Source organism: Variovorax sp. OK605 (assembly GCF_900115445.1).
Taxonomy (GTDB): Bacteria; Pseudomonadota; Gammaproteobacteria; order Burkholderiales; family Burkholderiaceae_C; genus Variovorax.
This window is the reverse complement of sequence record NZ_FOWL01000005.1, coordinates 355,436-379,812: the sequence shown is the minus strand read 5'-3', so window position 1 is coordinate 379,812 and position 24,377 is coordinate 355,436. Positions and strand designations below refer to the sequence as shown.

24 protein-coding genes and 1 tRNA gene are annotated in these 24,377 nt (G+C 65.6%); 1 reads left to right on the top strand and 24 read right to left on the bottom strand.

All coding sequences use genetic code 11. The annotated features are described in order from the left end of the window. Positions 1-48 precede the first annotated feature (48 nt). The 4 genes from BM013_RS16025 to BM013_RS16010 are packed head-to-tail and all read right to left on the bottom strand — an operon-like array spanning position 49 to position 5,041. Positions 49-1,611, bottom strand: coding sequence for a DHA2 family efflux MFS transporter permease subunit (locus BM013_RS16025; RefSeq protein WP_093128600.1), 1,563 nt, complete (start codon positions 1,609-1,611; stop codon positions 49-51). A 41-nt stretch (positions 1,612-1,652) separates the two neighbouring features. After that, positions 1,653-2,975, bottom strand: coding sequence for an HlyD/EmrA/EmrK family protein (locus BM013_RS16020; protein WP_093128598.1), 1,323 nt, complete (start codon positions 2,973-2,975; stop codon positions 1,653-1,655). Between the two features lie 43 nt (positions 2,976-3,018). Continuing rightward, on the bottom strand, positions 3,019-4,509 hold the full coding sequence (locus BM013_RS16015; protein WP_093128597.1) for an efflux transporter outer membrane subunit: 1,491 nt from the start codon (positions 4,507-4,509) through the stop codon (positions 3,019-3,021). Beyond that, positions 4,502-5,041, bottom strand: coding sequence for a MarR family winged helix-turn-helix transcriptional regulator (locus tag BM013_RS16010; RefSeq protein WP_093128595.1), 540 nt, complete (start codon positions 5,039-5,041; stop codon positions 4,502-4,504). Before BM013_RS16010 ends, BM013_RS16015 begins: the two co-directional genes overlap by 8 nt. Positions 5,042-5,117: 76 nt before the next feature. On the opposite strand from BM013_RS16010, the gene BM013_RS16005 reads away from it, so the two are divergent. After that, entirely contained in the window at positions 5,118-6,902 is a 1,785-nt protein-coding gene (locus BM013_RS16005; protein ID WP_093128594.1) for an ABC transporter transmembrane domain-containing protein, read from the top strand. A 52-nt stretch (positions 6,903-6,954) separates the two neighbouring features. Here the strand turns inward: BM013_RS16005 and BM013_RS16000 are convergent, their stop codons facing one another. The 20 genes from BM013_RS16000 to tpiA all read right to left on the bottom strand — a co-directional run bounded on the left by BM013_RS16000 (position 6,955) and on the right by tpiA (position 24,376). Beyond that, positions 6,955-7,428: a DUF1178 family protein gene (locus tag BM013_RS16000; RefSeq protein ID WP_093128593.1), complete on the bottom strand. Its 474-nt coding sequence runs from the start codon at positions 7,426-7,428 to the stop codon at positions 6,955-6,957. A gap of 7 nt (positions 7,429-7,435) precedes the next feature. Continuing rightward, positions 7,436-8,041 (bottom strand): NUDIX domain-containing protein, encoded by a 606-nt coding sequence (locus BM013_RS15995; RefSeq protein WP_093128592.1) that lies wholly within the window; start codon positions 8,039-8,041, stop codon positions 7,436-7,438. 4 nt (positions 8,042-8,045) lie between these two features. Continuing rightward, positions 8,046-8,351 carry a DUF2818 family protein gene (locus tag BM013_RS15990; RefSeq protein ID WP_093128591.1) on the bottom strand — a complete coding sequence of 102 codons (306 nt, stop codon included), beginning with the start codon at positions 8,349-8,351 and terminating at the stop codon, positions 8,046-8,048. 34 nt (positions 8,352-8,385) lie between these two features. Further along, positions 8,386-9,873, bottom strand: coding sequence for an NADH-quinone oxidoreductase subunit NuoN (nuoN, locus tag BM013_RS15985; protein WP_093128589.1), 1,488 nt, complete (start codon positions 9,871-9,873; stop codon positions 8,386-8,388). Between the two features lie 24 nt (positions 9,874-9,897). Then, entirely contained in the window at positions 9,898-11,376 is a 1,479-nt protein-coding gene (locus BM013_RS15980) for an NADH-quinone oxidoreductase subunit M (RefSeq protein WP_093128588.1), read from the bottom strand. A gap of 25 nt (positions 11,377-11,401) precedes the next feature. After that, positions 11,402-13,447 carry an NADH-quinone oxidoreductase subunit L gene (gene nuoL / locus BM013_RS15975; RefSeq protein WP_093128586.1) on the bottom strand — a complete coding sequence of 682 codons (2,046 nt, stop codon included), beginning with the start codon at positions 13,445-13,447 and terminating at the stop codon, positions 11,402-11,404. A 7-nt stretch (positions 13,448-13,454) separates the two neighbouring features. After that, on the bottom strand, positions 13,455-13,763 hold the full coding sequence (gene nuoK / locus BM013_RS15970; RefSeq protein WP_019653383.1) for an NADH-quinone oxidoreductase subunit NuoK: 309 nt from the start codon (positions 13,761-13,763) through the stop codon (positions 13,455-13,457). Then, complete coding sequence (locus BM013_RS15965) at positions 13,760-14,419, bottom strand: NADH-quinone oxidoreductase subunit J (protein ID WP_093128585.1); 660 nt, start codon at positions 14,417-14,419, stop codon at positions 13,760-13,762. The genes nuoK and BM013_RS15965 overlap by 4 nt, the downstream gene beginning before the upstream one ends. Positions 14,420-14,457: 38 nt before the next feature. After that, on the bottom strand, positions 14,458-14,979 hold the full coding sequence (gene nuoI / locus BM013_RS15960; RefSeq protein ID WP_093128583.1) for an NADH-quinone oxidoreductase subunit NuoI: 522 nt from the start codon (positions 14,977-14,979) through the stop codon (positions 14,458-14,460). 17 nt (positions 14,980-14,996) lie between these two features. Next, positions 14,997-16,073: an NADH-quinone oxidoreductase subunit NuoH gene (nuoH, locus tag BM013_RS15955; protein ID WP_093128582.1), complete on the bottom strand. Its 1,077-nt coding sequence runs from the start codon at positions 16,071-16,073 to the stop codon at positions 14,997-14,999. Further along, positions 16,070-18,241, bottom strand: coding sequence for an NADH-quinone oxidoreductase subunit NuoG (gene nuoG / locus BM013_RS15950; protein ID WP_093128581.1), 2,172 nt, complete (start codon positions 18,239-18,241; stop codon positions 16,070-16,072). The genes nuoH and nuoG overlap by 4 nt, the downstream gene beginning before the upstream one ends. Before the next feature lie 17 nt (positions 18,242-18,258). Next, a complete protein-coding gene (gene nuoF / locus BM013_RS15945; protein WP_093128580.1) occupies positions 18,259-19,599 on the bottom strand; it encodes an NADH-quinone oxidoreductase subunit NuoF in 1,341 nt (446 codons plus the stop codon). Then, positions 19,599-20,153, bottom strand: coding sequence for an NADH-quinone oxidoreductase subunit NuoE family protein (gene nuoE, locus BM013_RS15940; RefSeq protein WP_256221523.1), 555 nt, complete (start codon positions 20,151-20,153; stop codon positions 19,599-19,601). Before nuoE ends, nuoF begins: the two co-directional genes overlap by 1 nt. A gap of 10 nt (positions 20,154-20,163) precedes the next feature. Next, a complete protein-coding gene (locus BM013_RS15935; RefSeq protein ID WP_093128578.1) occupies positions 20,164-21,417 on the bottom strand; it encodes an NADH-quinone oxidoreductase subunit D in 1,254 nt (417 codons plus the stop codon). Between the two features lies 1 nt (position 21,418). Beyond that, the gene (locus BM013_RS15930) at positions 21,419-22,030 is read right to left on the bottom strand and encodes an NADH-quinone oxidoreductase subunit C (RefSeq protein WP_093128577.1); all 612 of its coding nucleotides are present in this window, start codon (positions 22,028-22,030) and stop codon (positions 21,419-21,421) included. A 13-nt stretch (positions 22,031-22,043) separates the two neighbouring features. After that, on the bottom strand, positions 22,044-22,523 hold the full coding sequence (locus tag BM013_RS15925; RefSeq protein WP_007837763.1) for a NuoB/complex I 20 kDa subunit family protein: 480 nt from the start codon (positions 22,521-22,523) through the stop codon (positions 22,044-22,046). Positions 22,524-22,538: 15 nt separating this feature from the next. Next, positions 22,539-22,898, bottom strand: a complete 360-nt coding sequence (locus BM013_RS15920; protein WP_012748607.1) for an NADH-quinone oxidoreductase subunit A — start codon at positions 22,896-22,898, stop codon at positions 22,539-22,541. 67 nt (positions 22,899-22,965) lie between these two features. Further along, positions 22,966-23,050, bottom strand: a tRNA-Leu gene (locus tag BM013_RS15915). A 120-nt stretch (positions 23,051-23,170) separates the two neighbouring features. Continuing rightward, positions 23,171-23,575 (bottom strand): preprotein translocase subunit SecG, encoded by a 405-nt coding sequence (gene secG, locus BM013_RS15910; protein ID WP_093128575.1) that lies wholly within the window; start codon positions 23,573-23,575, stop codon positions 23,171-23,173. Positions 23,576-23,611: 36 nt separating this feature from the next. Further along, positions 23,612-24,376: a triose-phosphate isomerase gene (tpiA, locus tag BM013_RS15905; RefSeq protein WP_093128574.1), complete on the bottom strand. Its 765-nt coding sequence runs from the start codon at positions 24,374-24,376 to the stop codon at positions 23,612-23,614. Position 24,377: the final 1 nt, after the last annotated feature.

The following is a 24,377-nucleotide window of genomic DNA, read 5'->3' as shown; positions in this document are numbered from 1 at the left end:
CTCGAAGAAGCCCGGGGGTTCGTGGGTCGATTGCTCGGCTTTGGCCGCTCAGTGCGCGCCCGCCGCGGCATCGCCGCCAGCGCCGCCCTTCTGCGGCCTGGCGAACCACACCAGCGGAATCAGCAGCAGGAACAGGATCGCCGACGCATAGAAGATGTCGTTCGTGGCCAGCATGAAGGCCTGCTGGTCGACGATGCGGTTGATCTGCCCCATCACCTGCTCGGTGCTGAAGCCGCTGCCCGTGAGGCCAGAGATCGCGCTGGTGGCCGCGCTGTTGCCCTGGGTCACGCTCTCGGCCAGCTGCGAGTGGTGCAGCGCCGCGCGGTTCTCCCACAGCGTGGTGGTGATCGACGTGCCCATGGCGCCCGCGGTGATCCGCAGGAAGTTCGACAACCCCGAGGCGGCCGGAATGCGGTCGGGCGTGAGGCCCGACAGCGTGATGGTCACCAGCGGAATGAAGAAGAACGCCATTGCCACGCCCTGGATGATCGTCGGGATGATGATCGTCACGAAGTCGGCCTGCGTGTTGAAGTTCGAGCGCATCCACAGCACCAGCGCGAACACCAGGAACGAGAAGGTCGCATAGCGGCGCGGATCGATCTTGGACACCGTCAGCCCCACCACCGGCGAGAAGAAGATCGCCAGCAGCCCCACGGGCGCCATGATCATCCCCGCCTGCGTGGCGGTGTAGCCCATCCACTGCTGCAGCCACAGCGGCAGCAGCACCACGTTGCCGAAGAACAGGCCGTAGGCCACGGCCGTTGCCACGGCGCCCGACCAGAAGTTGCGGCGCTTGAACAGCGACAGGTCGACCACCGGGTGCTTGTCGGTCAGCTCCCAGACCAGGAAGAACGCGAAGCCGACCACCGCCACCACCGCCATCAGGACGATCTGCGGCGAGTGGAACCAGTCGAGCTCCTTGCCCTTGTCGAGCATGAGCTGCATCGAGCCGACCCACAGCACCAGCAGCGCCAGGCCGATGGCGTCGATGGGCACCTTGTGGGTGTTGCTCTCGCGCTTGCGGTACAGCGTCCAGGTGATGGCCGCGGCCACGATGCCCACGGGGATGTTGATGTAGAAGATCCACGGCCACGAGATGTTGTCGGTGATCCAGCCGCCGAGCAGCGGCCCCATCACCGGCGCGACCAGCGTGGTCATCGACCACATCGCCATGGCCAGGCCCGCCTTGGCGCGCGGATAGCTCGACAGCAGCAGCGTCTGCGACAGCGGGATCATCGGCCCCGCGACGAAGCCCTGCAGCGCGCGAAAGGCGATCAGGGTGGTCATGTTCGGCGCCAGGCCGCACAGCAGCGAGCTGATCATGAACAGGATCACGCTGGCCATGAACAGGCGCACCTGTCCGAAGCGCTGGGTCATGAACCCCGTGAGCGGCACCGCGATGGCGTTGGCCACCGCGAAGCTGGTGATGACCCAGGTGCCTTGCGTGGTGCTCACGCCCAGGTCACCCGAGATGGCGGGCAGCGACACGTTCGCGATCGACGAATCGAGCACGTTCATGAACGTTGCCGCAGACAGCGCAATCGTGCCCCAGACGCGGGCTGCGCCCTCGAGCGGGGGATGCGCGACGTAAGCAGGAGCGGCGGTGGCCATTGAGCTCGCGCGAACTGTTCAGTGAAAGGGTGCGCGGGCGATCAGCCCGGCTGGCCCTGCACGGCAACCGAGGCGCCGCCGGCCGGGGCCGGGGCCTTCGACGGCGCGTTGGCCGTGGCCGGTGCGCTGCGCCCGAGGTTGGCCGCGACGATGCGGTCCACTTCGGCGTCGGCGCCGCGGTCGAGCTGGCTGTACACGGCGGTCTGCGTCAAGGCGGCGGCGCGCGGCGCGTCGGCCAGCATCTTGCCGCTCTTGGACGAGATGTCGATCTCGGCGTCCATCGACAGGCCGATGCGCAGCGGGTTGGCCTTGAGCTGCTCGGGGTCGAGCGCGATGCGCACGGGCACGCGCTGCACCACCTTGATCCAGTTGCCGGTGGCGTTCTGCGCGGGCAGCAGCGCAAAGGCGCTGCCGGTGCCCACGCCCAGGCCCGCGACCTTGCCGCTGTACTCGACCTTCTTGCCGTACACGTCGGCGGTGAGCTTCACGGGCTGGTCGATGCGGATGTTGCGCAGCTGCACTTCCTTGAAGTTGGCGTCGACCCACAGCTGGTTGAGCGGCACGATCGACATCATCGGCGTGCCGGCCGCGACGCGCTGGCCGAGCTGCACGGTGCGCTTGGCAACGTAGCCGTCGACCGGCGCGGGCATGGCGACGCGCTGCGTGGCCAGGTAGGCCTCGCGCACCTTGGCGGCGGCGGCCAGCACGCTCGGGTGCTGCGCCACGCTGGTGCCGTCGGTCAGCGACTGGTTGCTGGCCAGCGCTTCCTTGGCGGCGACCACGCCGGCCTGCGCGGCGGCGAGCTGGCTCTTGGCGGTGTCGAGCTGCGTCTCGGCGTGGTTGAGTTCTTCCTTCGACACGGCGCCGTTGCCCGACAGCGCACGGCGGCGCTGCAGGTCGTCCTGCGCCTTGGCGATGTCGCTCTGCGCCTTCACGATGTCCGACTGGCGCAGCGTGACCTGCGCGGCCAGCGAGCCGTTGTTGGCGTACAGGGTGCGCACCTGGCGCACGGCCTGCGCGAGCGCGGCCTCCGACTGCTCCAGCGACACCTTGGCGTCGGCCGGGTCGAGCTGCACCAGCGGCTGGCCGGCCTTCACGAAGTCGGTGTCGTCGGCGTTGATGGCCATCACGGTGCCGCCGATCTGCGGCGTGATCTGGATCACGTTGCCTTGCACGTAGGCGTTGTCGGTGTCCTCGTAGTGGCTGGCGACCAGCCATTCGTAGACGCCCCAGCCGCCACCGGCGACGATGACCACCGCGGCAAGCGCGGTGAGTGCGCGGCGGCGCTTGCCGTTGCCGGCGGGCGCCTCGGGGGCTGCGGAAGCTGTGGCTGCAGCGGGCGTCGGAGTGTTGTTGTCGCTCATGATGAAGTTCTTTCCGAAGACGAAATGGTCAGTTCAAGCCGGTTCAGTTCACTGCGCCCGGGGCAGCGCCCGACGCCGATGCCGAGGCCGTGTTGCTGGCCGGAGGCTGCCAGCCGCCGCCCAGTGCACGCGCCAGGCCCACCTGCGTGTCGAGCGCGCGCGCGGCGAGGTCGACCGCCAGTCGGCGTTGCGCCAGCACGGAGGTTTCCGCGGTCAGCACGTTGAGGTAGTTGCCCAGGCCCGCGCGGTAGCGCTGCACGGCGATGTCGTAGGCGCCTTCGGCCGCGGTCTGCGCGGCGCGCTGCTCGGCCTGCTGGCGGGCGATGGATTGCGCGCTGGAGAGCTGGTCGGCCGCGTCGCGCACGGCGTCGATCACGGTGGCGTTGTAGCTTTCGATGGCCACGTCGAGGTCGGCCGACTTGCCGCGCAGGTTGGCGCGCAGCTTGCCGCCTTCGAAGATCGGCAGCGTGACGGCCGGGCCCACGCCCCACTGCTCGCTGCCCGACTTCAGCAGCTTGCCGAAGCCCAGGCTCTGGAAGCCGGCGAAGGCCGTGAGGTTCACGTTGGGATAGAACAGCGTCTTGGCGTTCTTCACGTCGCTGGTGGCGGCCTCGACGCGCCAGCGCGCGGCGGCGATATCGGCGCGGCGGCCCAGCAGGTCGGCCGGAATGTTGGCCTGCAGCGCCATCGGCTTCACGTTGCCTAGCAGCGGCGGCTTGAGCGACTGCGACACGTTGGGCTGTCCCACGAGCGCGTCGAGTGCGTGCTGCTGCAGCGCGATCTGTTCGTTCAGCGCTTCGATCTGCTGGCGTGCCTCGGGCAGGCCGCCTTCGCTCTGGCGCAGTTCGAGGCGGGTGTCCAGGCCGGCGGAGACGCGGTCGCGCACCAGCTTGAGGGTTTCGTCGCGCTGGGCCAGCGTGCGCTGCGCCACGGTGAGCTGGTCGTTCAGGCGCGCCCACTGGAAGTAGCTGCGTGTCACGTTGCTGGCCAGCAGCACGCGGGCCGCGTCGGCATCGGCGGCCGCGGCGTTGGCCGTGCCGATGACGGTGTCGAGCGCGCTGCGGTTCTTGCCGAAGAAATCGAGCTCCCAGCTCGCGCTGAGCTGCAGCAGGCCGATGTTCTGCGTGGAGCCGCCCAGCGGCGCCGGGTAGATGTAGTTGCTGTTGAACTTCTGGCGGTTCAGGTTCAGGTCGCCCTTGACCTGCGGCAGCAGCGCGGCGCCCGCAATTTCGGCCGAGGCCTGCGCGCGCGCGAGGCGGGCCTGCGCGACCTGCAGGTTCGGGTTGCCGGCCACGGCCTGGCCGATCAGCGTGTCGAGTTGGGTGTCGCCGAACGCGGTCCACCATTGGCTGTCGAGCGTGGCGGCGGGTGCGGCGGCGCTGTCGGGCGCGATGCCCAGCGACGAGGCGTCGCGCAGCGTCGCCTGCGAGCCGATGCCGGCCATGTCGGCACAGCCGGCCAGCGCGACCACCAGCAGCGCGGCGGCCACGACGGGTGTGCGACGCAGCGTGCGCACGGCGAAGGAATCAGTCATTTTTATCTCCACGGACCGCAATGGCCTGGGCGTTGTCGAGGATGCGGCGCAAGTAGCCCTTGAGCTGCTCCCATTCCTCGTTGGAAAAACCTGCAAGATGTTCGTTCTGCACGCGGCTCAGCACGTACGGCACTTCCTTGGCGGCGGAGCGGCCTTCGTCGGTGAGCTCGATGTTGACCACGCGGCGGTCTTCGAGCGAGCGCACCCGGCGGCACAGGCCCTTGGCCTCGAGGCGGTCGAGCAGACGCGTCATGGCGCCGGTGTCGAGCTCGCAGGCGCGGGCCAGTTCGGCCACCGTGGTGGCGGCGCCAACGTGCAATTTGTAGAGGGGCACCCACTGCGGATAGGTCGGGCTGCCAGGCTCGCAGATGCGGCTTTCGATCGACTGGCCCACGGCCGTCACGATGCGGCGCATCAGGTAGCCGATGCTCTCCTCGGCCTGGTAGGTTTCCGGCCGGTAGAAGGCGGCAGGCGCGCGACGCTCGGCGTCGGCTTGCGCAGACGTGGCTTTGGTGGAATTTGCATCGCTCATGGGTCAAATATTAGTTGCCGCGGCAGTTATTGTCAAGGCTGCCTTTGTAGGGGCAAGGGATCGTTAGAATCGCCGGATGGCTTCTAACCCTCCGTCTTCCATGGCCAAGGGCTCGCCCCGGTCGCTGTCGGGCCTGAGCCCTTTTCTACGCCCCTACCGGGTCCAGATCGTCCTGGCGGCCGTCTTTCTGGTGATGGCGGCGATCACTACGCTGGCTTTCCCTATCGCCTTGCGCAGCCTGATTGACGGAGGCTTGATCAACCCCGACAAGGGCGCGCAGACCATGGCGCTGCGCGAGCACTTCGGCGCCCTCTTCGCGGTGGCGGTGGCGCTGGGCCTTTTCTCGGCGGCGCGCTTCTATACGGTGAGCTGGCTGGGCGAGCGCGTGACGGCCGACATCCGCAATGCGGTCTACGGCCACGTTCTGACGCAGAGCCCCGCGTTCTTCGAGACGACCCAGACCGGCGAGGTGCTGTCGCGCCTCACGGCCGACACCACGCTCGTGCAGACCGTCGTCGGCTCGTCCCTGAGCATGGGCCTGCGCAACGCGGTGATGGGCGTGGGCGCGCTGGCGGTGCTGGTGTGGACCAACCCTTACGTGATGGTGCAGGTGCTGGGCATCCTGGTGCTGGTGGTGCTGCCGAGCATGTGGTTCGGCCGCCGCGTGCGCAAGCTGTCGCGCGCCAGCCAGGACCGCGTGGCCGATTCGAGCGCCATCGCCGCCGAAGTGCTGAACGCCATTCCGGTGGTGCAGAGCTACACGGCCGAAGGCCGCGAGGCGACGCGCTTCAACGGCTCGACCGAGAACGCCTTCCGCACCGCCGTGCGGCGCACCAAGGCGCGCTCGGTGCTGGTGGCGTTCATCATCATCGCGACCTCGGCGGCGCTGCTCTGGGGCCTGTACCAGGGCACGCAGGCGGTGCTGCGCGGCGACATCACGGCCGGTCACCTGGGCCAGACCGTGGTCTACGTGGCGATCCTGGCGAGCGCGACCGCCGTGCTCGGCGAGGTCTACGGCGACCTGCTGCGCGCCGCCGGCGCAACCGAGCGCCTGATGGAGCTGCTGCACGCGCCCGCGGCCATCGTGTCGCCGGCAAGACCGGCTGTCACGCCCGTCCCCGTGGCGGGCAGCGCCATCCAGTTCGACGCGGTGACCTTCCACTACCCGTCGCGGCCCGGCACGCCGGCGCTGCGCGATTTCAGCCTGGCCGTCGCGCCCGGCGAGACGGTGGCGCTGGTCGGCTCGAGCGGCGCGGGCAAGAGCACGGTGTTCCAGCTCCTGCTGCGCTACTACGACCCGCAATCGGGCCGCCTCACGCTCGACGGCACGCCGCTCGCCTCGCTCGCCCTGCCCGACCTGCGCACCCGCATCGGCCTGGTGCCGCAGGACGCGGTGATCTTCTCGGCCAGCGCGTTCGAGAACATCCGCTACGGCCGCCCGGAGGCCACGGCCGACGAAGTGCACGCCGCCGCGCGCGCTGCCTTCGCGCACGACTTCCTGCAGGCGCTGCCCGAGGGCTACGACACCTTCCTGGGCGAGCGCGGCACGCGCCTGTCGGGCGGGCAGCGCCAGCGCATCGCGATCGCGCGCGCGATCCTCAAGAACCCGCCGCTGCTGCTGCTCGACGAAGCCACGAGCGCACTCGACGCGGAAAGCGAGCGCATGGTGCAGGCAGCATTGGAATCGGCGATGGAAAACCGCACGACGGTCGTGATCGCCCACCGCCTGGCGACCGTGCAGAAGGCCGACCGCATCGTGGTGCTGGACCACGGCGGCATCGTCGAACAGGGAACGCACGCGACGCTGGTCGCGCAAGGCGGGGTCTACGCGCGCCTGGCGGCGCTGCAGTTCGCAGCCTGAGCGGCTGCGCCGTGCAAGCCGATGGCCGCTGGCCGCTGGCCGATCGCGACGCTTACTGCAGGGTTTCCTTGAGCGCCGCCGGAATCGGCAGCGCCATCACCGCAATGCCTTCGTCGAGCAGCGCCTCCGTCTGCTCGGGCGTGGCCTGGCCGCGGATGCCGCGCTCCTGGGCTTCGCCGTAGTGCATCTTGCGGGCCTCGTCGGCAAAGCGCTCGCCGACGTCCTCGGTCTTCGCCAGCACCTCGCGCACGGCGCGCATCCAGCGGGCTTCGGGCGAGAGTTCGGCGGGAACGTTGGAGGAAGACGGTGAGGACGAAGAAGACGAACCGGACGCAGCCGATTCCTTCGGCGCCTTGGCATTGCCCAGGTTGATGCGCGGCGCGCTCAGCAGCTTGACGATGGCGGTGTCGCCGCAGACCGGGCATTCGACCAGCCCGCCGGCCAACTGGGTGTCGAAGGCCTCGTTGGACGCGAACCAGCCTTCGAAGCCATGGCCGTGCGCGCAGCGGAGATCGAGAACCTTCATGCGCGGATTATCCCGCGCTGCCTTCTGCCGGCACGGGCTGCCAGTCCAGAGCCCATGCGCCCGAAAGGACGTTCTGCAGCCACAGCGTGCAGGTCAGCGTCTTGGCGTCGGTCACGGTGCCGTCGCGGCACCAGCCGGCCAGCTCTTCGGGCGTGGCCGTGAACACGTCGAGAAACTCGCCGTGGTCGAGCTGGCGCTCGCCCAGCGAGAGGCCGCGTGCAAAGTAGATGTGGATGATTTCGGTGGAGTACGCCACCGCCAGGTGCATCGCACCCGCATGCGCCCATTCGCGCGCGGTGTAGCCCGTTTCCTCGAGCAGTTCGCGGCGGCCGCACACGAAAGGGTCTTCGCCCGCATCGAGCTTGCCCGCCGGGAACTCGGTCATCACGTGGCCGATCGGGTAGCGGAACTGGCGCTCCAGCACCACGCGGCCGTCGTCCAGCAGCGGAATGACCACCACGGCACCGGGATGCACCACGTACTCGCGCGTGGCGGTATGGCCGTCGGGCAGGCGAATGGTGTCGCGCTTGGCTTTCAGGAAGTTGCCCTTGACGAGCTCTTCGCTGCTGATCAGCTCTTCGCGCAGATGGGAATCGGTGGTCGAGGAAGTCATGTCGTCAGTGCCTGTGTTTCATCAGGTAGCGCCAGGTGAACCCGGGAAAGGCCAGCACGATGAACAGCGCGCCGGTCACCGCATAGAACTCCCAGCCCTGCGAAGCGATCTGCCCCGCCCTGCGCTCGAACAGCAGCCCGACCGCGCCCGACAGAAAGTACAAGACCACCAGCTCGGCGAGCCGCACCGCGAGCGACTTGGGCTTTGTCGCCAGCGGCACGACGCCGAACAGGCGGTCGTTGAAGAAAGGCAGGTTGGCGGCCACCAGGGCCACCAGCAGCACGACCCAGACCGACGCGGTTTGCGACACCGTGAATGACGGAACGGAACGGGCCGGGGCCGCGTCAGTGGGCCAGGGTCGCCACGATCGCGTCGTAGCAAAGGGTCATCAGGCCGCCGGGCAGGATGCCCAGGATCAGGATCAGCGCGCCGTTGATCGTGAGCACGGTGCGCACGTCGCGCGGTGCCGACACGGTGGTGGCCGTGACGGGCGCGTCGAAGTACATGACCTTGACCACGCGCAGGTAGTAGAAGGCGCCGATCAGCGACATGATCACCGCGAACACGGCCAGACCGATGTAGATGGCCTGGCCCGAGGCGATCAGCGCCTGCAGCACCGCCAGCTTGGCGTAGAAGCCCACCAGCGGCGGCAGGCCGGCCAGCGAGAACATCGCGATGGCCATCACGCCGGCGTACAGCGGGCTGCGCTGGTTCAAGCCTGCGAGGTCGGTGATCTCTTCGCTTTCGAAGCCTTCGCGCGCCAGCAGCAGGATGATGCCGAAGCTCGCGAGCGTCGTCAGCACGTAGGTCACGATGTAGAACATCGAGGCGCTGTAGGCGTACTGGGCGTTGTAGGTGCCCTGCTGGTCCGAACCCGCCACCAGGCCCAGGAGCATGAAGCCCATCTGCGAAATGGTCGAGTACGCCAGCATCCGCTTCAGGTTGCTCTGCGCAATGGCGGCCAGGTTGCCCACCAGCAGCGAGGCGATGGCCATCACGGCCAGCATCTGCTGCCAGTCGATGGCCAGCGGCTGCAGCGCGTCGACCAGCAGGCGGATGATGATGGCGAAGGCAGCCAGTTCAGGCGCGGCGCCGATCAGCAGCGTGACCGCGGTCGGTGCGCCCTGGTAGACGTCGGGCACCCACATGTGGAACGGCGCAGCGCCCACCTTGAATGCCAGGCCGGCCACGATGAACACCAGGCCGAACACCAGCACTTGGTGGTTCACCTTGCCGCTGGCGATGGTCTTGAACACTTCGTTGACGTCCAGCGAACCGGTCGCGCCGTACATCATCGACAGGCCGTACAGCAGGAAGCCGCTGGCCATGGCGCCGAGCACGAAGTACTTCATGGCGGCTTCGCTGGCCACGGCGTTGTCGCGGCGCAGCGCCACCAGCGCGTAGCTCGACAGCGTGAGCAGTTCCAGGCCCAGGTAGATCAGCAGGAAATTGCTGCCCGAGATCATCACGAACATGCCCAGCAGCGCGAACATGCTGATGGTGAACATCTCGCCGCCGCGCAGCATCTCGCGGTCGGCCGCATAGGGTCGGCCGTAGACCAGCGTGACCATCAGGGCGACGGTGGCGAAGCATTTGAGCCAGTTGCCCATCGGGTCGCTGACGACCATGCCGCCGAAACCGTAGATCGTCTTGGCATCGAGGGCCTGCAGGCCCGACAGCACGGCCACCACGGCGAGCGTGAGCAGCGTGAGCACGTAGGTGCGCGTGCGGCGCGGGCTCGTGGTGGACAGGTCGACCAGCGCAATGATGCAGGTCATGACCAGCAGCACGATTTCCGGGTAGATCGTGACCCAGCTGAGTTTGTCAATCATCTCGTTCTCTTCTTCAGCGTGGCATCAGGAGGGCAGCTTCGACACTGCCACATGGCGCAGGAGCTCGGTCACCGAGGCGTCCATGGCATCGGTGAAGGGCTTCGGATACAGGCCCATCCACAGCACGGCGATGGCCAGCAGCGCCAGCATCAGGAATTCGCGGGCGTTGATGTCCTTGAGTTCCTTGACGTGGTCGTTGCCGACCGGGCCCAGGTACACGCGCTTGTACATCCACAGGGTGTAGGCCGCGCCGAAGATCAGCGCGGTGGCGGCGCCCAGGCCCACCCAGAAGTTGGCCTTCACGGCGCCCAGGATCACCATCCACTCGCCCACGAAACCGGCGGTGCCCGGCAGGCCGCAATTGGCCATGGCGAACAGCAGCGCGAACGCGGCGAACTTGGGCATGGTGTTGACCACGCCGCCGTAGTCGGCGATCTGGCGCGAGTGCACGCGGTCGTACAGCACGCCGATGCCCAGGAACATGGCGCCCGACACGAAGCCGTGGGCAATCATCTGCACGATGCCGCCGGACACGCCGAGCTCGTTGAAGATGAAGAAGCCCAGCGTCACGAAGCCCATGTGGGCGACCGACGAGTAAGCCACCAGCTTCTTCATGTCCTGCTGCACCAGCGCGACCAGGCCCACGTAGATCACGGCGATCAGCGACAGCGCGATCATGAGCCAGGCCCATTCGTGCGAAGCGTCGGGCGCGATCGGCATCGAGAAGCGCAGGAAGCCGTAGGCACCCAGCTTCAGCATGATGGCCGCCAGCACGGCGGAGCCGCCGGTGGGCGCTTCCACGTGCACGTCGGGCAGCCAGGTGTGCACCGGCCACATCGGCACCTTCACCGCGAAGGCCGCGAAGAAGGCGAAGAACAGGAAGGTCTGCGCGGTCGACCCCAGCGGCAGCTTGTGCCAGGCCAGGATGTCGAAGCTGCCGCCCGACTTGTTGTACAGGAAGATCAGCGCCACCAGCATCAGCAGCGAGCCGAGCAAGGTGTACAGGAAGAACTTGAACGCCGCGTAGATCTTGTTCGGGCCGCCCCAGATACCGATGATCAGGTACATCGGGATCAGCGTGGCTTCGAAGAACACGTAGAACAGGATGCCGTCGAGCGCGGAGAACACGCCGATCATGAAACCCGACAGGATCAGGAACGCGCCCATGTACTGGTTCACGCGTTCGGTGATCACTTCCCAGGCCGAGATCACGACGATCACCGTGATGAACGACGTCAGCAGCACCAGCCAGAGCGACATGCCGTCGATTCCGAGGTGGTAGTTGACGTTGAAGCGCGAGATCCAGCTCGTCTTCTCGACGAACTGCATGGCGGCGGTACCGTTCTGGAATCGCGTGAACAGCGGCACCGTGACCAGGAAGCTCACGATGGCACCGACGAGCGCGACCCAGCGTACGCCTCTGGCGTGCTCGTCACGGCCAAACGCCAGCAGCGCGACGCCGAATGCAATCGGCACCCAGATGGCAAGGCTCAACAAACCCATTTTTCTTTTTCTCCAGCGCTTAGGCTCAGCGTTTGAACCAGACGAAATACGTCATGAGGACGAAGATGCCGAGCAGCATCGCGAAGGCGTAGTGATAGATGTAGCCCGACTGCATCCAGCGCACCACACCCGAAATCCGGCCGACCAGTTTCCACGAACCATTCACGATGGCACCGTCGATCACGGCCTGGTCGCCACCCTTCCACAGACCGGTACCGAGCGCACGCGTACCGCGGGCGATGATGTTCTCGTTGATCCAGTCCATGTAGTACTTGTTTTCCAGCAGGCGGTAGATCGGACCGCACGCACGCTTGATCGCCGCCGGCAGCGCCGGGTTGATCATGTACATGTAGTACGACAGCACCACGCCTGCCAGTGCCAGCCAGAACGGCGCGGCCGTCAGGCCGTGGATGGCCATGGCCACCGGGCCGTGGAAGGCTTCTTCCAGTTCCTTCATGGCGTGGTGCTTGGCACCGTCCACGAAGATCGCGTTCTTGAAGAACTCGCCGAACAGCATCGGCTCGATCGTCATGAAGCCGATCACCACCGAGGGAATGGCCAGCAGCACCAGCGGCAGCCAGACCACCATGGGCGACTCGTGCGGCTTGTGGGCGTCGTGACCATGCCCGTGATCGTCATGGCCATGGGCGTCGTGCGCATGGTCGTCGTGGTGGGCGTCGGGGTTCTGGTCGTAGCGTTCCTTGCCGTGGAAGACCAGGAAGTACATGCGGAACGAGTAGAACGCCGTGATGAACACGCCGGCCAGCACCGCGTAGTACGCGAAGTTCGCGCCCCACAGGTGGCTTTCGTGCACCGCTTCGATGATGCTGTCCTTCGAGTAGAAGCCGGCGAAGAACGGCGTGCCGATCAGCGCGAGCGAACCCAGCAGCGAAGTGATCCAGGTGATCGGCATGTACTTGCGCACGCCGCCCATCCAGCGGATGTCCTGGTTGTGGTGCATGCCGATGATGACCGAGCCGGCACCGAGGAACAGCAGCGCCTTGAAGAACGCGTGCGTCATCAGGTGGAACACCGCGACCGAATAGGCCGAGGCACCGAGCGCCACCGTCATGTAGCCGAGCTGCGAGAGCGTCGAATACGCGACCACGCGCTTGATGTCGTTCTGGATGATGCCCAGGAAGCCCATGAACAGCGCGGTGATGGCGCCGATCACGAGGATGAAACTCAGGGCCGTGTCGCTCAGCTCGAACAGCGGCGACATGCGCGCCACCATGAAGATGCCGGCCGTGACCATGGTCGCGGCGTGGATCAGCGCGGAGATGGGCGTCGGGCCTTCCATCGAGTCTGGCAGCCACACGTGCAGCGGGAACTGCGCGCTCTTGCCCATGGCGCCGATGAACAGGCAGATGCAGATCACCGTGATGAGCATCCACTCGGTGCCCGGGAAGGTGATGCCGGCCAGGGTGTTGGCCTTGGCGAAGGCTTCGGTGTAGTTCAGCGTGCCGGCGTAGGCGGCGATCAGGCCGATACCGAGGATGAAGCCGAAGTCGCCCACGCGGTTGACCAGGAAGGCCTTCATGTTCGCGAAGATCGCGGTCGGCTTGTTGAACCAGAAGCCGATCAACAGGTACGACACCAGGCCCACCGCCTCCCAGCCGAAGAACAGCTGGAGCATGTTGTTGCTCATGACGAGCATCAGCATCGAGAACGTGAACAGCGAGATGTACGCGAAGAAACGGTTGTAGCCGTCGTCTTCTTCCATGTAGCCGATGGTGTAGATGTGGACCATCAGCGACACGAAGGTCACGACGCACATCATCATGGCGGTGAGGCCGTCGACCATGAAGCCGACTTCCATCTTCAGGCCGCCGACCACCATCCACTCGTAGAGGGTGGCGTTGAAGCGGGCACCGTCGGCCACCACGCTCTTGAGCGTCATGGCCGAGATGATGAAGGCCACCAGCACGCCCAGGATGGTCAGCGAATGCGTGACCTTGCGCCCGATGTGATTGCCGCCGAATTTGGTGCCGAACAGGCCTGCGACGGCGGCGCCGACCAGGGGTGCCAGCGGCACGGCCAGCAGTGTGGATGCGGAAAGGGTTGCGCTCATGTTGCTGTCAACCCTTGAGCGAGTTGAGTTCGTCCACGTTGATGTTCGACTTGTTGCGGAACAGCAGAACCAGCAGTGCCAGCCCGATGGCCGACTCGGCCGCCGCCACCGTCAGGATGAAGAACACGAAGATCTGTCCGTGCATGTCGCCCAGGAAGTGGGAGAACGCCACGAAGTTCATGTTGACCGCCAGCAGCATCAGCTCGATGGCCATCAGCAGAACGATCAGGTTCTTGCGGTTCAGGAAAATGCCGATCACGGACAGCGCGAAGAGCATCGCGCCGAGCGAAAGAAAGTGTCCGAGCGTGAGCGTCATGCCTTGTTTTCCTTTGCAGCGTCCGCAGCTGCTGGTTCAGCCGCCACGGGTTCGGCCGCACGCGTCACCGGCATCTGCACGATGCGCACGCGGTCACGCGCCTTCACGCGGACCTGGTCGCCCGGGTTGACGTACTTGCTGTCCTTGCGGGTGCGCAGCGTCAACGCGATGGCGGCCACGATGGCCACGAGCAGGATGACCGCGGCGATTTCCAGCGGGTAGAGATATTCGGAGTACAGCAACTTGCCCAGTTCGAGCGTGTTGGATGCATTGGCCGCCATGGCACCCGTGGCGCGCGGTGCTTCGCCGAGGCGGAAGCCGCCCATGAGCACGGCCGCCATTTCGAGCGCAATGAGCGCACCCACGCCGGCAGCCAGCGGGAAGTGCTTCCAGAAGCCCTCCCGCAAGCCGTCGACGTTGATGTCCAGCATCATCACGACGAACAGGAACAGCACCATCACGGCGCCGACATACACCAGCACCAGCGAGATCGCGAGGAACTCGGCGCGCAGCAGCAACCAGATGGCCGATGCCTGGAAGAAGGCCAGCACCAGGTACAGCGCGGCGTACACGGGGTTGCGGGCGGTGATGACGCGGAACGCTGCGAACAGCAGCACCACGGCAAACAGATAGAACAGACCGGTCTTGACGTCCATTGGAATTCGAATTGGTACGGGGTTCGGGCTGGTCGGAATCAGCGGTACTTGGCGTCAGCCGCCTTGTTCGCTGCAATTTCGTTTTCGTAGCGATCGCCCACGGCAAGGAGCATGTCCTTGGTGAAGTACAGGTCGCCACGCTTCTCGCCGTGGTATTCGAAGATGTGCGTTTCCACGATCGAGTCGACCGGGCAGCTCTCTTCGCAAAAGCCGCAGAAGATGCACTTGGTCAGGTCGATGTCGTAGCGCGTGGTGCGGCGCGAGCCGTCGTCACGCACATCCGATTCGATGGTGATGGCCAGCGCCGGACAGACGGCTTCGCAGAGCTTGCAGGCAATGCAGCGCTCTTCGCCATTTTCGTAGCGGCGCAGGGCATGCAGGCCCCGAAAACGCGGCGACAGCGGCGTCTTCTCTTCGGGGAACTGCACCGTGATCTTGCGGGCGAAGGCGTACTTGCCGGTGATGGCCAGGCCCTTGAACAGCTCGAACAGCATGAAGCTGCTCAGGAAGTCCTTGAGCGAGAACGGCGCGGACGGTGTTGCGGTGTGCGCAGCAGACATGGTGTTGGCGCTTCCTGTTATTTCCAGATGTTGAACGGCGTCTGCATCCAGCCACCGACCACGACCAGCCACACGAGGGTGACGGGAATGAAGATCTTCCAGCCCAGACGCATGATCTGGTCATAGCGAAAGCGCGGGAATGTCGAGCGGACCCACAGGAACATGGTGACCACGCAGAAGGTCTTGGCACCCAGCCAGATCCAGCCCGGAATGAAGCTCAGGAAGTCGAACGGCGGCAGCCATCCACCCAGGAACAGCACGACGGTCAGGATCGAGACGAGCCACATGTTGGCGTACTCGGCCAGGAAGAACATCGCGAAGCTCATGCCCGAGTACTCGATCATGTGGCCGGCCACGATTTCCGACTCGCCTTCCACCACGTCGAACGGGTGGCGGTTGGTTTCGGCGAGGCCGGAGATGAAGTACACGACGAAGATCGGCAGCAGCGGCAGCCAGTTCCACGACAGGAAGCCGACGCCCAGGTTGGCGAACATGCCCTTGCCCTGAACGTTCACGATTTCGGTCATGTTCAGGCTGCCGGTGACCATCAGCACCACGACGAAGCAGAAGCCCATCGCGATTTCGTAGCTCACCATCTGTGCCGAGGCGCGCAGCGCGCCCAGGAAGGCGTACTTCGAGTTCGAGGCCCAGCCGGCGATGATCACGCCGTACACCTCGAGCGAGGTGATGGCCATCACGAACAGCAGGCCGGCGTTGATGTTGGCCAGCGCCACGTCGGGACCGAAGGGAATCACGGCCCATGCGGCCAGCGCCGGCATGATGGTCATGACTGGGCCGAGCAGGAACAGGCCCTTGTTGGCGACCGTCGGAAGAATGATTTCCTTGGTCATCAGCTTGAGCGCGTCGGCGATCGGCTGCAACAGGCCCAGCGGGCCGGTGCGGTTCGGGCCGATGCGGATCTGCGTGAAGCCGATGGCCTTGCGCTCCCACAGCGTGAGGTAGGCCACGGCCCCCATCAACGGAAGCACGACCACGATGATCTTGATCAGCGTCCAGATCACAGGCCAGACCACGGCGGTCCACCAGCCTGCGGCGACCAGCCCCTGGCCGAAGCCATGAATTGCGTCGATCATGCCAGTGCCTCCTCGGCCCGAGCCGGTGCGGCCGGTGCGCTCGATGCATTGCGTGCATCGGCGGTCAGTTGCAGCGACGGTGCGCGGCGCACGATCGAGTCCAGCTGGTAGATGCTGGCGACCACGGGCGCTGCGACAGCACCGTCGGCAGCCACGGCAGCGGCGGAGGTGGCGTTGCTCAGCGCATTCGCCGGCACCGCGCCCTTGTCACCGATGGTGGCCAGAACGTCGGCGGTCGATTCGAACGCGAAGCCCGGCAGGCCCAGCAGGTTGGCGAGCACGCGCAGCACCTTCCACGCCGGACGCGTTTCGCCTTGCGGCTTCACGACGGCATGGAAACCTTGCAGGCGGCCTTCGGCATTGACGAAGGTGCCCGGCGTTTCGGTGAACGGAGCGATCGGGAGCAGCACGTCGCTGAACGCGAGGTTGGCCTTGAAGGGGCTGAGCGTGACGACCATTTGCGCATTGCCGATGACATCGGCAGCGGCGGCGCCGGCGGCCGAGTCGAACACCGGCTCGGTGTTCAGCAGCATCACGGCCTTCAGGCCGGAGCCCGCGGCGAGCATGCGGCCGGCATCGAGGCCGCCGTTCTTGGGGAACGCGCCGACGATCTGCGCGCCCACGGTGTTGGCGGCTTCGGTCAGGTAGCCGACGGTGGCGCCGGTTTGCGCGCCGATCCAGTTCGCCAGGGCCAGCAGGCTGCCGGCCTGGGCGTGGTGGGCGGCGGCATTGCCGAGCAGCACGGCCTTGCGCTCGCCGCTCAGCAGCGAGGCAGCAATGGCCTTGGCGGCATCGCCGGGTGCGCTCTTCGGTGCCAGCGGTGCGGCTGCGCCGTTGGTTTCACCGATGGCGGCGGCCACGGCGGCCAGGGCCTCGACCCACTGGTCGGCTTCGACGATGGACGACTGCGCCACATCGATGGCCCAGGCGTCGCGCTCGGCCATCAGGCCGGCCGAGGTGATCACCGACAGCGCGGCGCCCTTGCGCACGGCCTGGCGGATGCGCTGTGCGAACAGCGGATGTTCCTTGCGCAGGTTCGAGCCCACGACCAGCGCGCGCTGCACTTGCGTGAGCGAAGCGATCGAGGTGCCGAGCCAGCGCACGCCTTCGAACGCCGTGAATTCAGCGTTGCGCAGGCGGTAGTCGATGTTGTCGCTGCCGAGTTCACGCGTGAGCATGGCGGCGAGCTGCAGCTCTTCGAGCGTGCTGTGCGGGCTGACCAGCGTGCCGATGCTCTGGGCACCGTGGTCGGCCTTGATCTGGCGCAGGCCGTTGGCGACGTACTCGAGCGCCGTCTGCCAGTCGACCTGCTGCCATTGGCCGCCCTGCTTGAGCATGGGCTGCGTCAGGCGTTCCGGGCCGTTGAGCGCTTCGTACGAGAAGCGGTCGCGGTCGGCGATCCAGCATTCGTTGACGTCTTCGTTCTCCAGCGGCACCACGCGCATCACGCGGTTGTTCTTGACCTGGACGATCAGGTTGGCACCGGTGGAGTCATGCGGGCTCACCGACTTGCGGCGCGACAGTTCCCAGGTGCGGGCGCTGTAGCGGAACGGCTTGCTCGTGAGCGCGCCGACCGGGCAGATGTCGATCATGTTGCCCGACAGCTCGGAGTCGACCGAGTCGCCGAGGAAGGTCTCGATTTCGGAGTGCTCGCCGCGCTGGGTCATGCCGAGCTCCATCACGCCGGCCACTTCCTGGCCGAAGCGGACGCAGCGCGTGCAATGGATGCAGCGGCTCATCTCTTCCATGCTGATCAGCGGGCCCACGTCCTTGTGGAACACGACGCGCTTTTCTTCTTCGTAGCGCGAAGAGGAGCCGCCGTAGCCCACGGCCAGGTCCTGCAGCTGGCATTCGCCGCCCTGGTCGCAGATCGGGCAATCCAGCGGGTGGTTGATCAGGAGGAACTCCATGACCGACTGCTGCGCCTTGATGGCCTTCTCGCTCTTGGTGCGAACGATCATGCCTTGCGTGACGGGCGTGGCGCAGGCCGGCATCGGCTTGGGCGCTTTTTCCACGTCCACGAGGCACATGCGGCAGTTGGCCGCGATGCTGAGTTTCTTGTGATAGCAGAAGTGCGGAATGTACGTGCCCGCCTTGTCGGCCGCATGCATGATCATGCTGCCTTCGGTCACGTCGACCTTCTTGCCGTCGAGTTCGATTTCAACCATATGTGTTTTTCTCGCGCTCAGGCCTGGACCGGCGCTTTGGGAACGTAGCCCGGAATCAGGGCTTCGAACTCATGACGGAAGTGCTTGATCATGGCGCGCACCGGCATGGCCGCTGCGTCGCCGAGCGCGCAGATCGTGCGGCCCTGGATGTTGTCTGCCACGGAGTTCAGCAGGTCCATGTCGTTCGCCCTGCCCTGCCCGTTGTGGATGCGCTCCACCACGCGGTAAAGCCAGCCCGTGCCTTCGCGGCACGGCGTGCACTGGCCGCAGGACTCGTGCATGTAGAAGTACGACAGGCGCTTGAGCGACTCGACCATCGAACGGCTGTCGTCCATGACGATCACCGCGCCCGAACCGAGCATCGAGCCGGCCTTGGCGATGGAGTCGTAGTCCATGGTGCAGGCCATCATGATGTCGGCCGGCAGCACCGGCGACGACGATCCGCCAGGGATCACGGCCTTCAGGGTGCGACCCTTGCGCACGCCACCGCACAGCTCCAGCAGCTTGGAGAACGGCGTGCCCATGGGCACTTCGTAGTTGCCGGGCAACTCGACGTCGCCGCTCACCGAGTAGATCTTGGTGCCGCCGTTGTTCGGCTTGCCGCATTCGAGGTAGGCCGGACCGCCGTTGCGGATGATCCAGGGCACCGCCGCGAAGGTCTCGGTGTTGTTGATGGTGGTCGGCTTGCCGTACAGGCCGAAGCTGGCCGGGAACGGCGGCTTGAAGCGCGGCTGGCCCTTCTTGCCTTCGAGCGACTCGAGCAGCGCGGTTTCTTCGCCGCAGATGTAGGCGCCGAAGCCGTGGGCGGCGTGCAACTGGAAGTTGTACGTGCTGCCCATGATCTTGTCGCCGAGGTAGCCGGCGGCGCGCGCTTCTTCGAGGGCTTCCTCGAAACGGTCGTAGCTCTGGAAGATCTCGCCGTGGATGTAGTTGTAGCCGACGCTGATGCCCATCGCATACGCGGCGATGGCCATGCCTTCGATCACGATGTGCGGGTTGAACTGCAGGATGTCGCGGTCCTTGCACGTGCCGGGTTCGCCTTCGTCCGAATTGCAGACGAGGTACTTCTGGCCCGGGAACTGGCGGGGCATGAAGCTCCACTTCAGGCCGGTCGGGAAACCCGCGCCGCCACGGCCGCGCAGGCCCGAGGCCTTCACTTCGGCAATCACCTGGTCGGGCGTGAGGCCCTCCGTCAGGATCTTGCGCAGCGCCTGGTAGCCGCCGCGCGCTTCGTAGTCGGCCAGGCGCCAGTTGGTGCCGTCGAGGCCCGCATAGATCTGCGGCTCGATGTGGCGGTCATGGAAACAGGTCTGGACGCCCGTTGCCTGGAACTGCTGGAGAACTTGTTCGGGTGACATCACGAAGCCTCCCCCTTGGTGGCGGGCGTGGAACCACGCAGGCCGTCGATGAGCTGGTCGAGCTTTTCGTTGCTCATGAAGCTGCACATGGTGCGGTCGTTGACCAGCATCACGGGCGAATCGGCGCACGCGCCCAGGCATTCGCTCTGCTGCAGCGTGAACACGCCGTCGGCCGTGGTCTCGCCCATCTTGATGCCGAGCTTCTTCTCCAGGTGCACGAGGGCGGTGACGCCGTCACGCAGCTGGCAAGGCAGGTTGGTGCACACGTTGAGCTTGAACTTGCCCACCGGATGCTGGTTGTACATGTTGTAGAAGGTCGTCACTTCGTGCACGGCGATGGGCGCCATGCCGAGGTACTCGGCAATCTCGCGCTCGCGCTGCAGGCTGACGTAGCCCTCGTCCTGCTGGACGACGGCCAGGCAAGCCATCACGGCGGATTGCTTGCCTGCTTCGGGGTACTTGGCGACCTCGCGCGCAAAGCGCTCGAGGATCGCGGGCTCAAGAGGTGCGCAAGGCGCCGAAGGCGCCGTGTCATGGTGGGTCGAGGAAGTCATTCGCTCTTTCTCACCTGTCGATCTCGCCGAACACGATGTCCATCGTGCCGATCACCGCGACAGCGTCGGCGATCATGTGACCGCGCGACATTTCGTCGAGGGCGGCGAGGTGCGGGAAACCAGGGGCGCGGATCTTCAGGCGGTACGGCTTGTTGGCGCCGTCGCTCACGAGATAGATGCCGAACTCGCCCTTCGGATGCTCGACGGCGGCATACGCTTCGCCTTCGGGCACATGGAAGCCTTCGGTGAAGAGCTTGAAATGGTGGATCAGCTCCTCCATGTTCGCCTTCATCGATTCGCGCGCAGGCGCGGCGACCTTGTGGTTGCTGGTGATGACCGGGCCGGGGTTGGCACGCAGCCAGGCCGAGCACTGCTGGATGATCTTGTTGGCCTGGCGCATTTCTTCCACGCGCACCAGGTAACGGTCGTAGCAGTCGCCGGTCTTGCCCACGGGCACGTCGAAGTGCATCTGGTCGTAGACGTCGTAGGGCTGCTTCTTGCGCAGGTCCCATTCGATGCCCGAGCCACGCAGCATCGGGCCGGTGAAGCCGAGGTTCAGCGCGCGCTCCGGCGTGACCACGCCGATGCCCACGGTGCGCTGCTTCCAGATGCGGTTGTCGGTGAGCAGCGTTTCGTACTCGTCGACCATCTTCGGGAAACGCTTGCAGAAGGCGTCGATGAAGTCGAGCAGCGAGCCTTGGCGGTCTTCGTTCAGGCGCTCGATGGCCTTCGCGTTCTTGATCTTGCTGACCTTGTACTGCGGCATGGCATCCGGCAGGTCGCGGTAGACGCCGCCCGGACGGAAGTACGCCGCGTGCATGCGCGCGCCGGACACGGCCTCGTACATGTCGAACAGGTCTTCACGTTCGCGGAAGCAGTAGATGAGCATGTTCATCGCACCGCAGTCCAGACCGTGCGCGCCGAGCCACAGCAGATGGTTCAGCAGGCGGGTGATCTCGGCGAACATCACGCGGATGTACTGCGCGCGGATCGGCACGTCCAGGCCCATCATCCGTTCGATGGCCAGGCAGTACGCGTGTTCGTTGCTCATCATCGACACGTAGTCGAGACGGTCCATGTACGGCAGCGACTGGATGAAGGTGCGCGATTCGGCAAGCTTCTCGGTCGCGCGGTGCAGCAGGCCGATGTGGGGGTCGGCGCGCTGGATCACTTCGCCGTCCAGCTCGAGCACCAGGCGCAGCACGCCGTGTGCCGCAGGATGCTGGGGACCGAAGTTGAGTGTGTAGTTCTTGATTTCGGCCATATCAGTGCAAACCGCCGCCGTAGTTGTCTTCGCGGATCACGCGCGGGGTGATTTCGCGCGGCTCGATCGATACCGGCTGGTAGACCACGCGCTTTTGTTCTTCGTCGTAACGCATCTCGACGTGACCCGACACCGGGAAGTCCTTGCGGAACGGGTGGCCGATGAAGCCGTAGTCGGTCAGGATGCGGCGCAGGTCGTCGTGACCGTCGAACACGATGCCGTACAGGTCGAACGCCTCGCGCTCGAACCAGGTGGCGGCATTCCAGACGGGCTGCAGCGAGTCGACCACGGGCAGGTCTTCGCTCGGCGCGAACACCTTCAGGCGCACGCGCTGGTTGAGGCTCACCGACAGCAGGTGGGTGACGACGCAGTAGCGCTCGCCCTGCCACTCGCCTTCGCGGTAGTCGGAGTAGTCCATGCCGCAGAGGTCGATCAGCTGCTCGAAGCGGCAGCCGGGCGCATCGCGCAGCAGCAAGGCGGCTTCGATGTAGTCGGCAGCGCCGACCACCACGGTCACTTCCCCAAGGGCGAGCGTCACGCTCCTGGCCTTGGCGCCGAGCGTCTCGGCGATCGTGGCGCGCAGCACCTCCGGAGAGATTGCAAAGTCAGTCATCGTGGGCAATCTCTCAGGCGCGGGCGATGGTGTTGGTGCGGCGAATCTTCTGCTGCAGCTGGATCACGCCGTAGAGCAACGCCTCGGCGGTGGGCGGGCAGCCCGGCACGTAGACGTCGACCGGCACGATGCGATCGCAGCCGCGCACCACCGAATAGCTGTAGTGGTAGTAGCCACCGCCGTTCGCGCACGAGCCCATCGAGAGCACCCAGCGCGGCTCGGGCATCTGGTCATAGACCTTGCGCAGAGCGGGCGCCATCTTGTTGCACAGCGTGCCGGCCACGATCATCAGATCGGACTGGCGCGGGCTGGGACGAAACAGCATGCCGAAACGGTCGATGTCGTAGCGGGCGGCGCCCGCGTGCATCATTTCCACCGCACAACATGCGAGGCCGAACGTCATCGGCCAGAGAGATCCGGTCTTCGCCCAGTTCACGACCGAGTCGTACGTCGTGGTGACGAAACCTTCTTTGAGAACGCCTTCAATGGCCATCGTGTGCTTTCTTTGTCATTCCCAGTCGAGCGCGCCTTTTTTCCACTCGTAGGCGAAGCCCACGACGAGGATGGCGAGGAAGATCATCATGGCCCAGAAGCCGACAGCACCGATCTCCTTGAGCGCAATGGCCCACGGAAAGAGAAAGGCAATTTCGAGATCGAACAGGATGAAGAGAATGGCGACGAGGTAGTAGCGCACATCGAACTTCATGCGCGCATCCTCGAAGGCTTCAAAGCCACACTCGTAGGGAGCGTTCTTTGCGGCGTCGGGCCGGTTGGGGCCGAGAATGTATCCGATGACCTGAGGGGCGACGCCTACGCCGACTCCGACCAAAATGAACAAAAGGACGGGGAGGTAGGAGTCGAGATTCATCGAGAGTTTTTCACCGCTTGCCACCGGCAAGAAGAACCCCTGGATGAGGTTTTCTGCCGATGAGATTTGGTGCGGTCGGCGAGACTCGAACTCGCACAGCTTTCGCCACTACCCCCTCAAGATAGCGTGTCTACCAATTTCACCACGACCGCGGTTTTTACTGTTCAGATGGCATGAGGTACCTGGAAACAGGCATTTGGCTTTCTGAACAGATTTAGAGTTTACCCTGAAATGAAGCTATTTTTCACAGGGGACTCATGAAAACGAGTTGATTACTTGCTCGGGATCTGACCGGCACCCGAAACAGGTGCGGCAGGAGCCGAAGCACCCGCGCTCGGAGCCGCTGCGCCGGGGATTTCGTTCGATGCGCCAGGGGCCGCAGGCGCAGCAGGCGCGCCCACTGCGGCGCGTTCGAGCAGACTGCCGCCGCCCGCAGGACGTGCATGGCTGAAGTAAGCCAGCAGCAGCGTGCATGCAAAGAACACGGCGGCGAGCACTGCGGTGGTGCGCGACAGAAAGTTCGCACTGCCGCTTGCACCGAACAGGCTGCCCGCGCTGCCGCTGCCGAAGGCCGCGCCCATGTCGGCACCCTTGCCGTGCTGGATCAGGATCAGGCCGATCATGGCGAGGGCTGCCAGCATCTGCACGCCGACCAATAGATTGAGGACCAGGTTCATTCGTTCTTACTCCTAAGTGATACAGCCGTTGCGCGTTCAGCGCGCAGCGGCGGAAATGATCTGCAGAAAGTCAGGCGCCTTGAGCGACGCGCCGCCGATGAGGCCGCCGTCGATGTCGGCCTGCGACAGCAGCTCCGCGGCGTTGGCCGCATTCATGCTGCCGCCGTAAAGGATCTTGATGCCCGCGGCATGCTCGCTCGCCGCGTGATGCAGCTGCGCACGCAACACGGCATGCACCGCCTGCGCCTGCTCCGGCGTGGCCGTCTTGCCCGTGCCGATGGCCCAGACAGGCTCGTAGGCCACCACGATCTCGCTGATGCAATGGCCGTTCACGTGAATGACCGCGGCCAGCTGGCGCTTGACGACCTCTTCGGTCTGCCCTGCTTCTCGCTGTGCCAGCGTCTCGCCCACGCAGACGATCGGCGTGATGCCGTTCGCCAGCGCCGCAGCGGTCTTCGCAGCCACCGCGTCGTCGGTCTCGCCGTGGTACTGGCGACGCTCGGAGTGCCCGACGATCGCATAGCGCACGCCGAAGTCCTTCAGCATCGCGGCCGATTGCTCGCCCGTGAACGCACCCTGCGGATGCGCCGAGATGTCCTGCGCGCCAATCGCCAGCGCCGGCGAACCCGCCAGCAGCGACTGCAGTTGCGCAAAGTACGGCGCGGGCGCGCACAGCGCCACATCGCAAGCCGCCGGGCTTGTGGCCAGGCCTTGCTGCAGGGCCTTCACCAGCGCCTCGTTGGCAGCCAGGCCGCCATTCATCTTCCAGTTGCCGGCGATCAGTTTCTTGTGGGTTGTCATC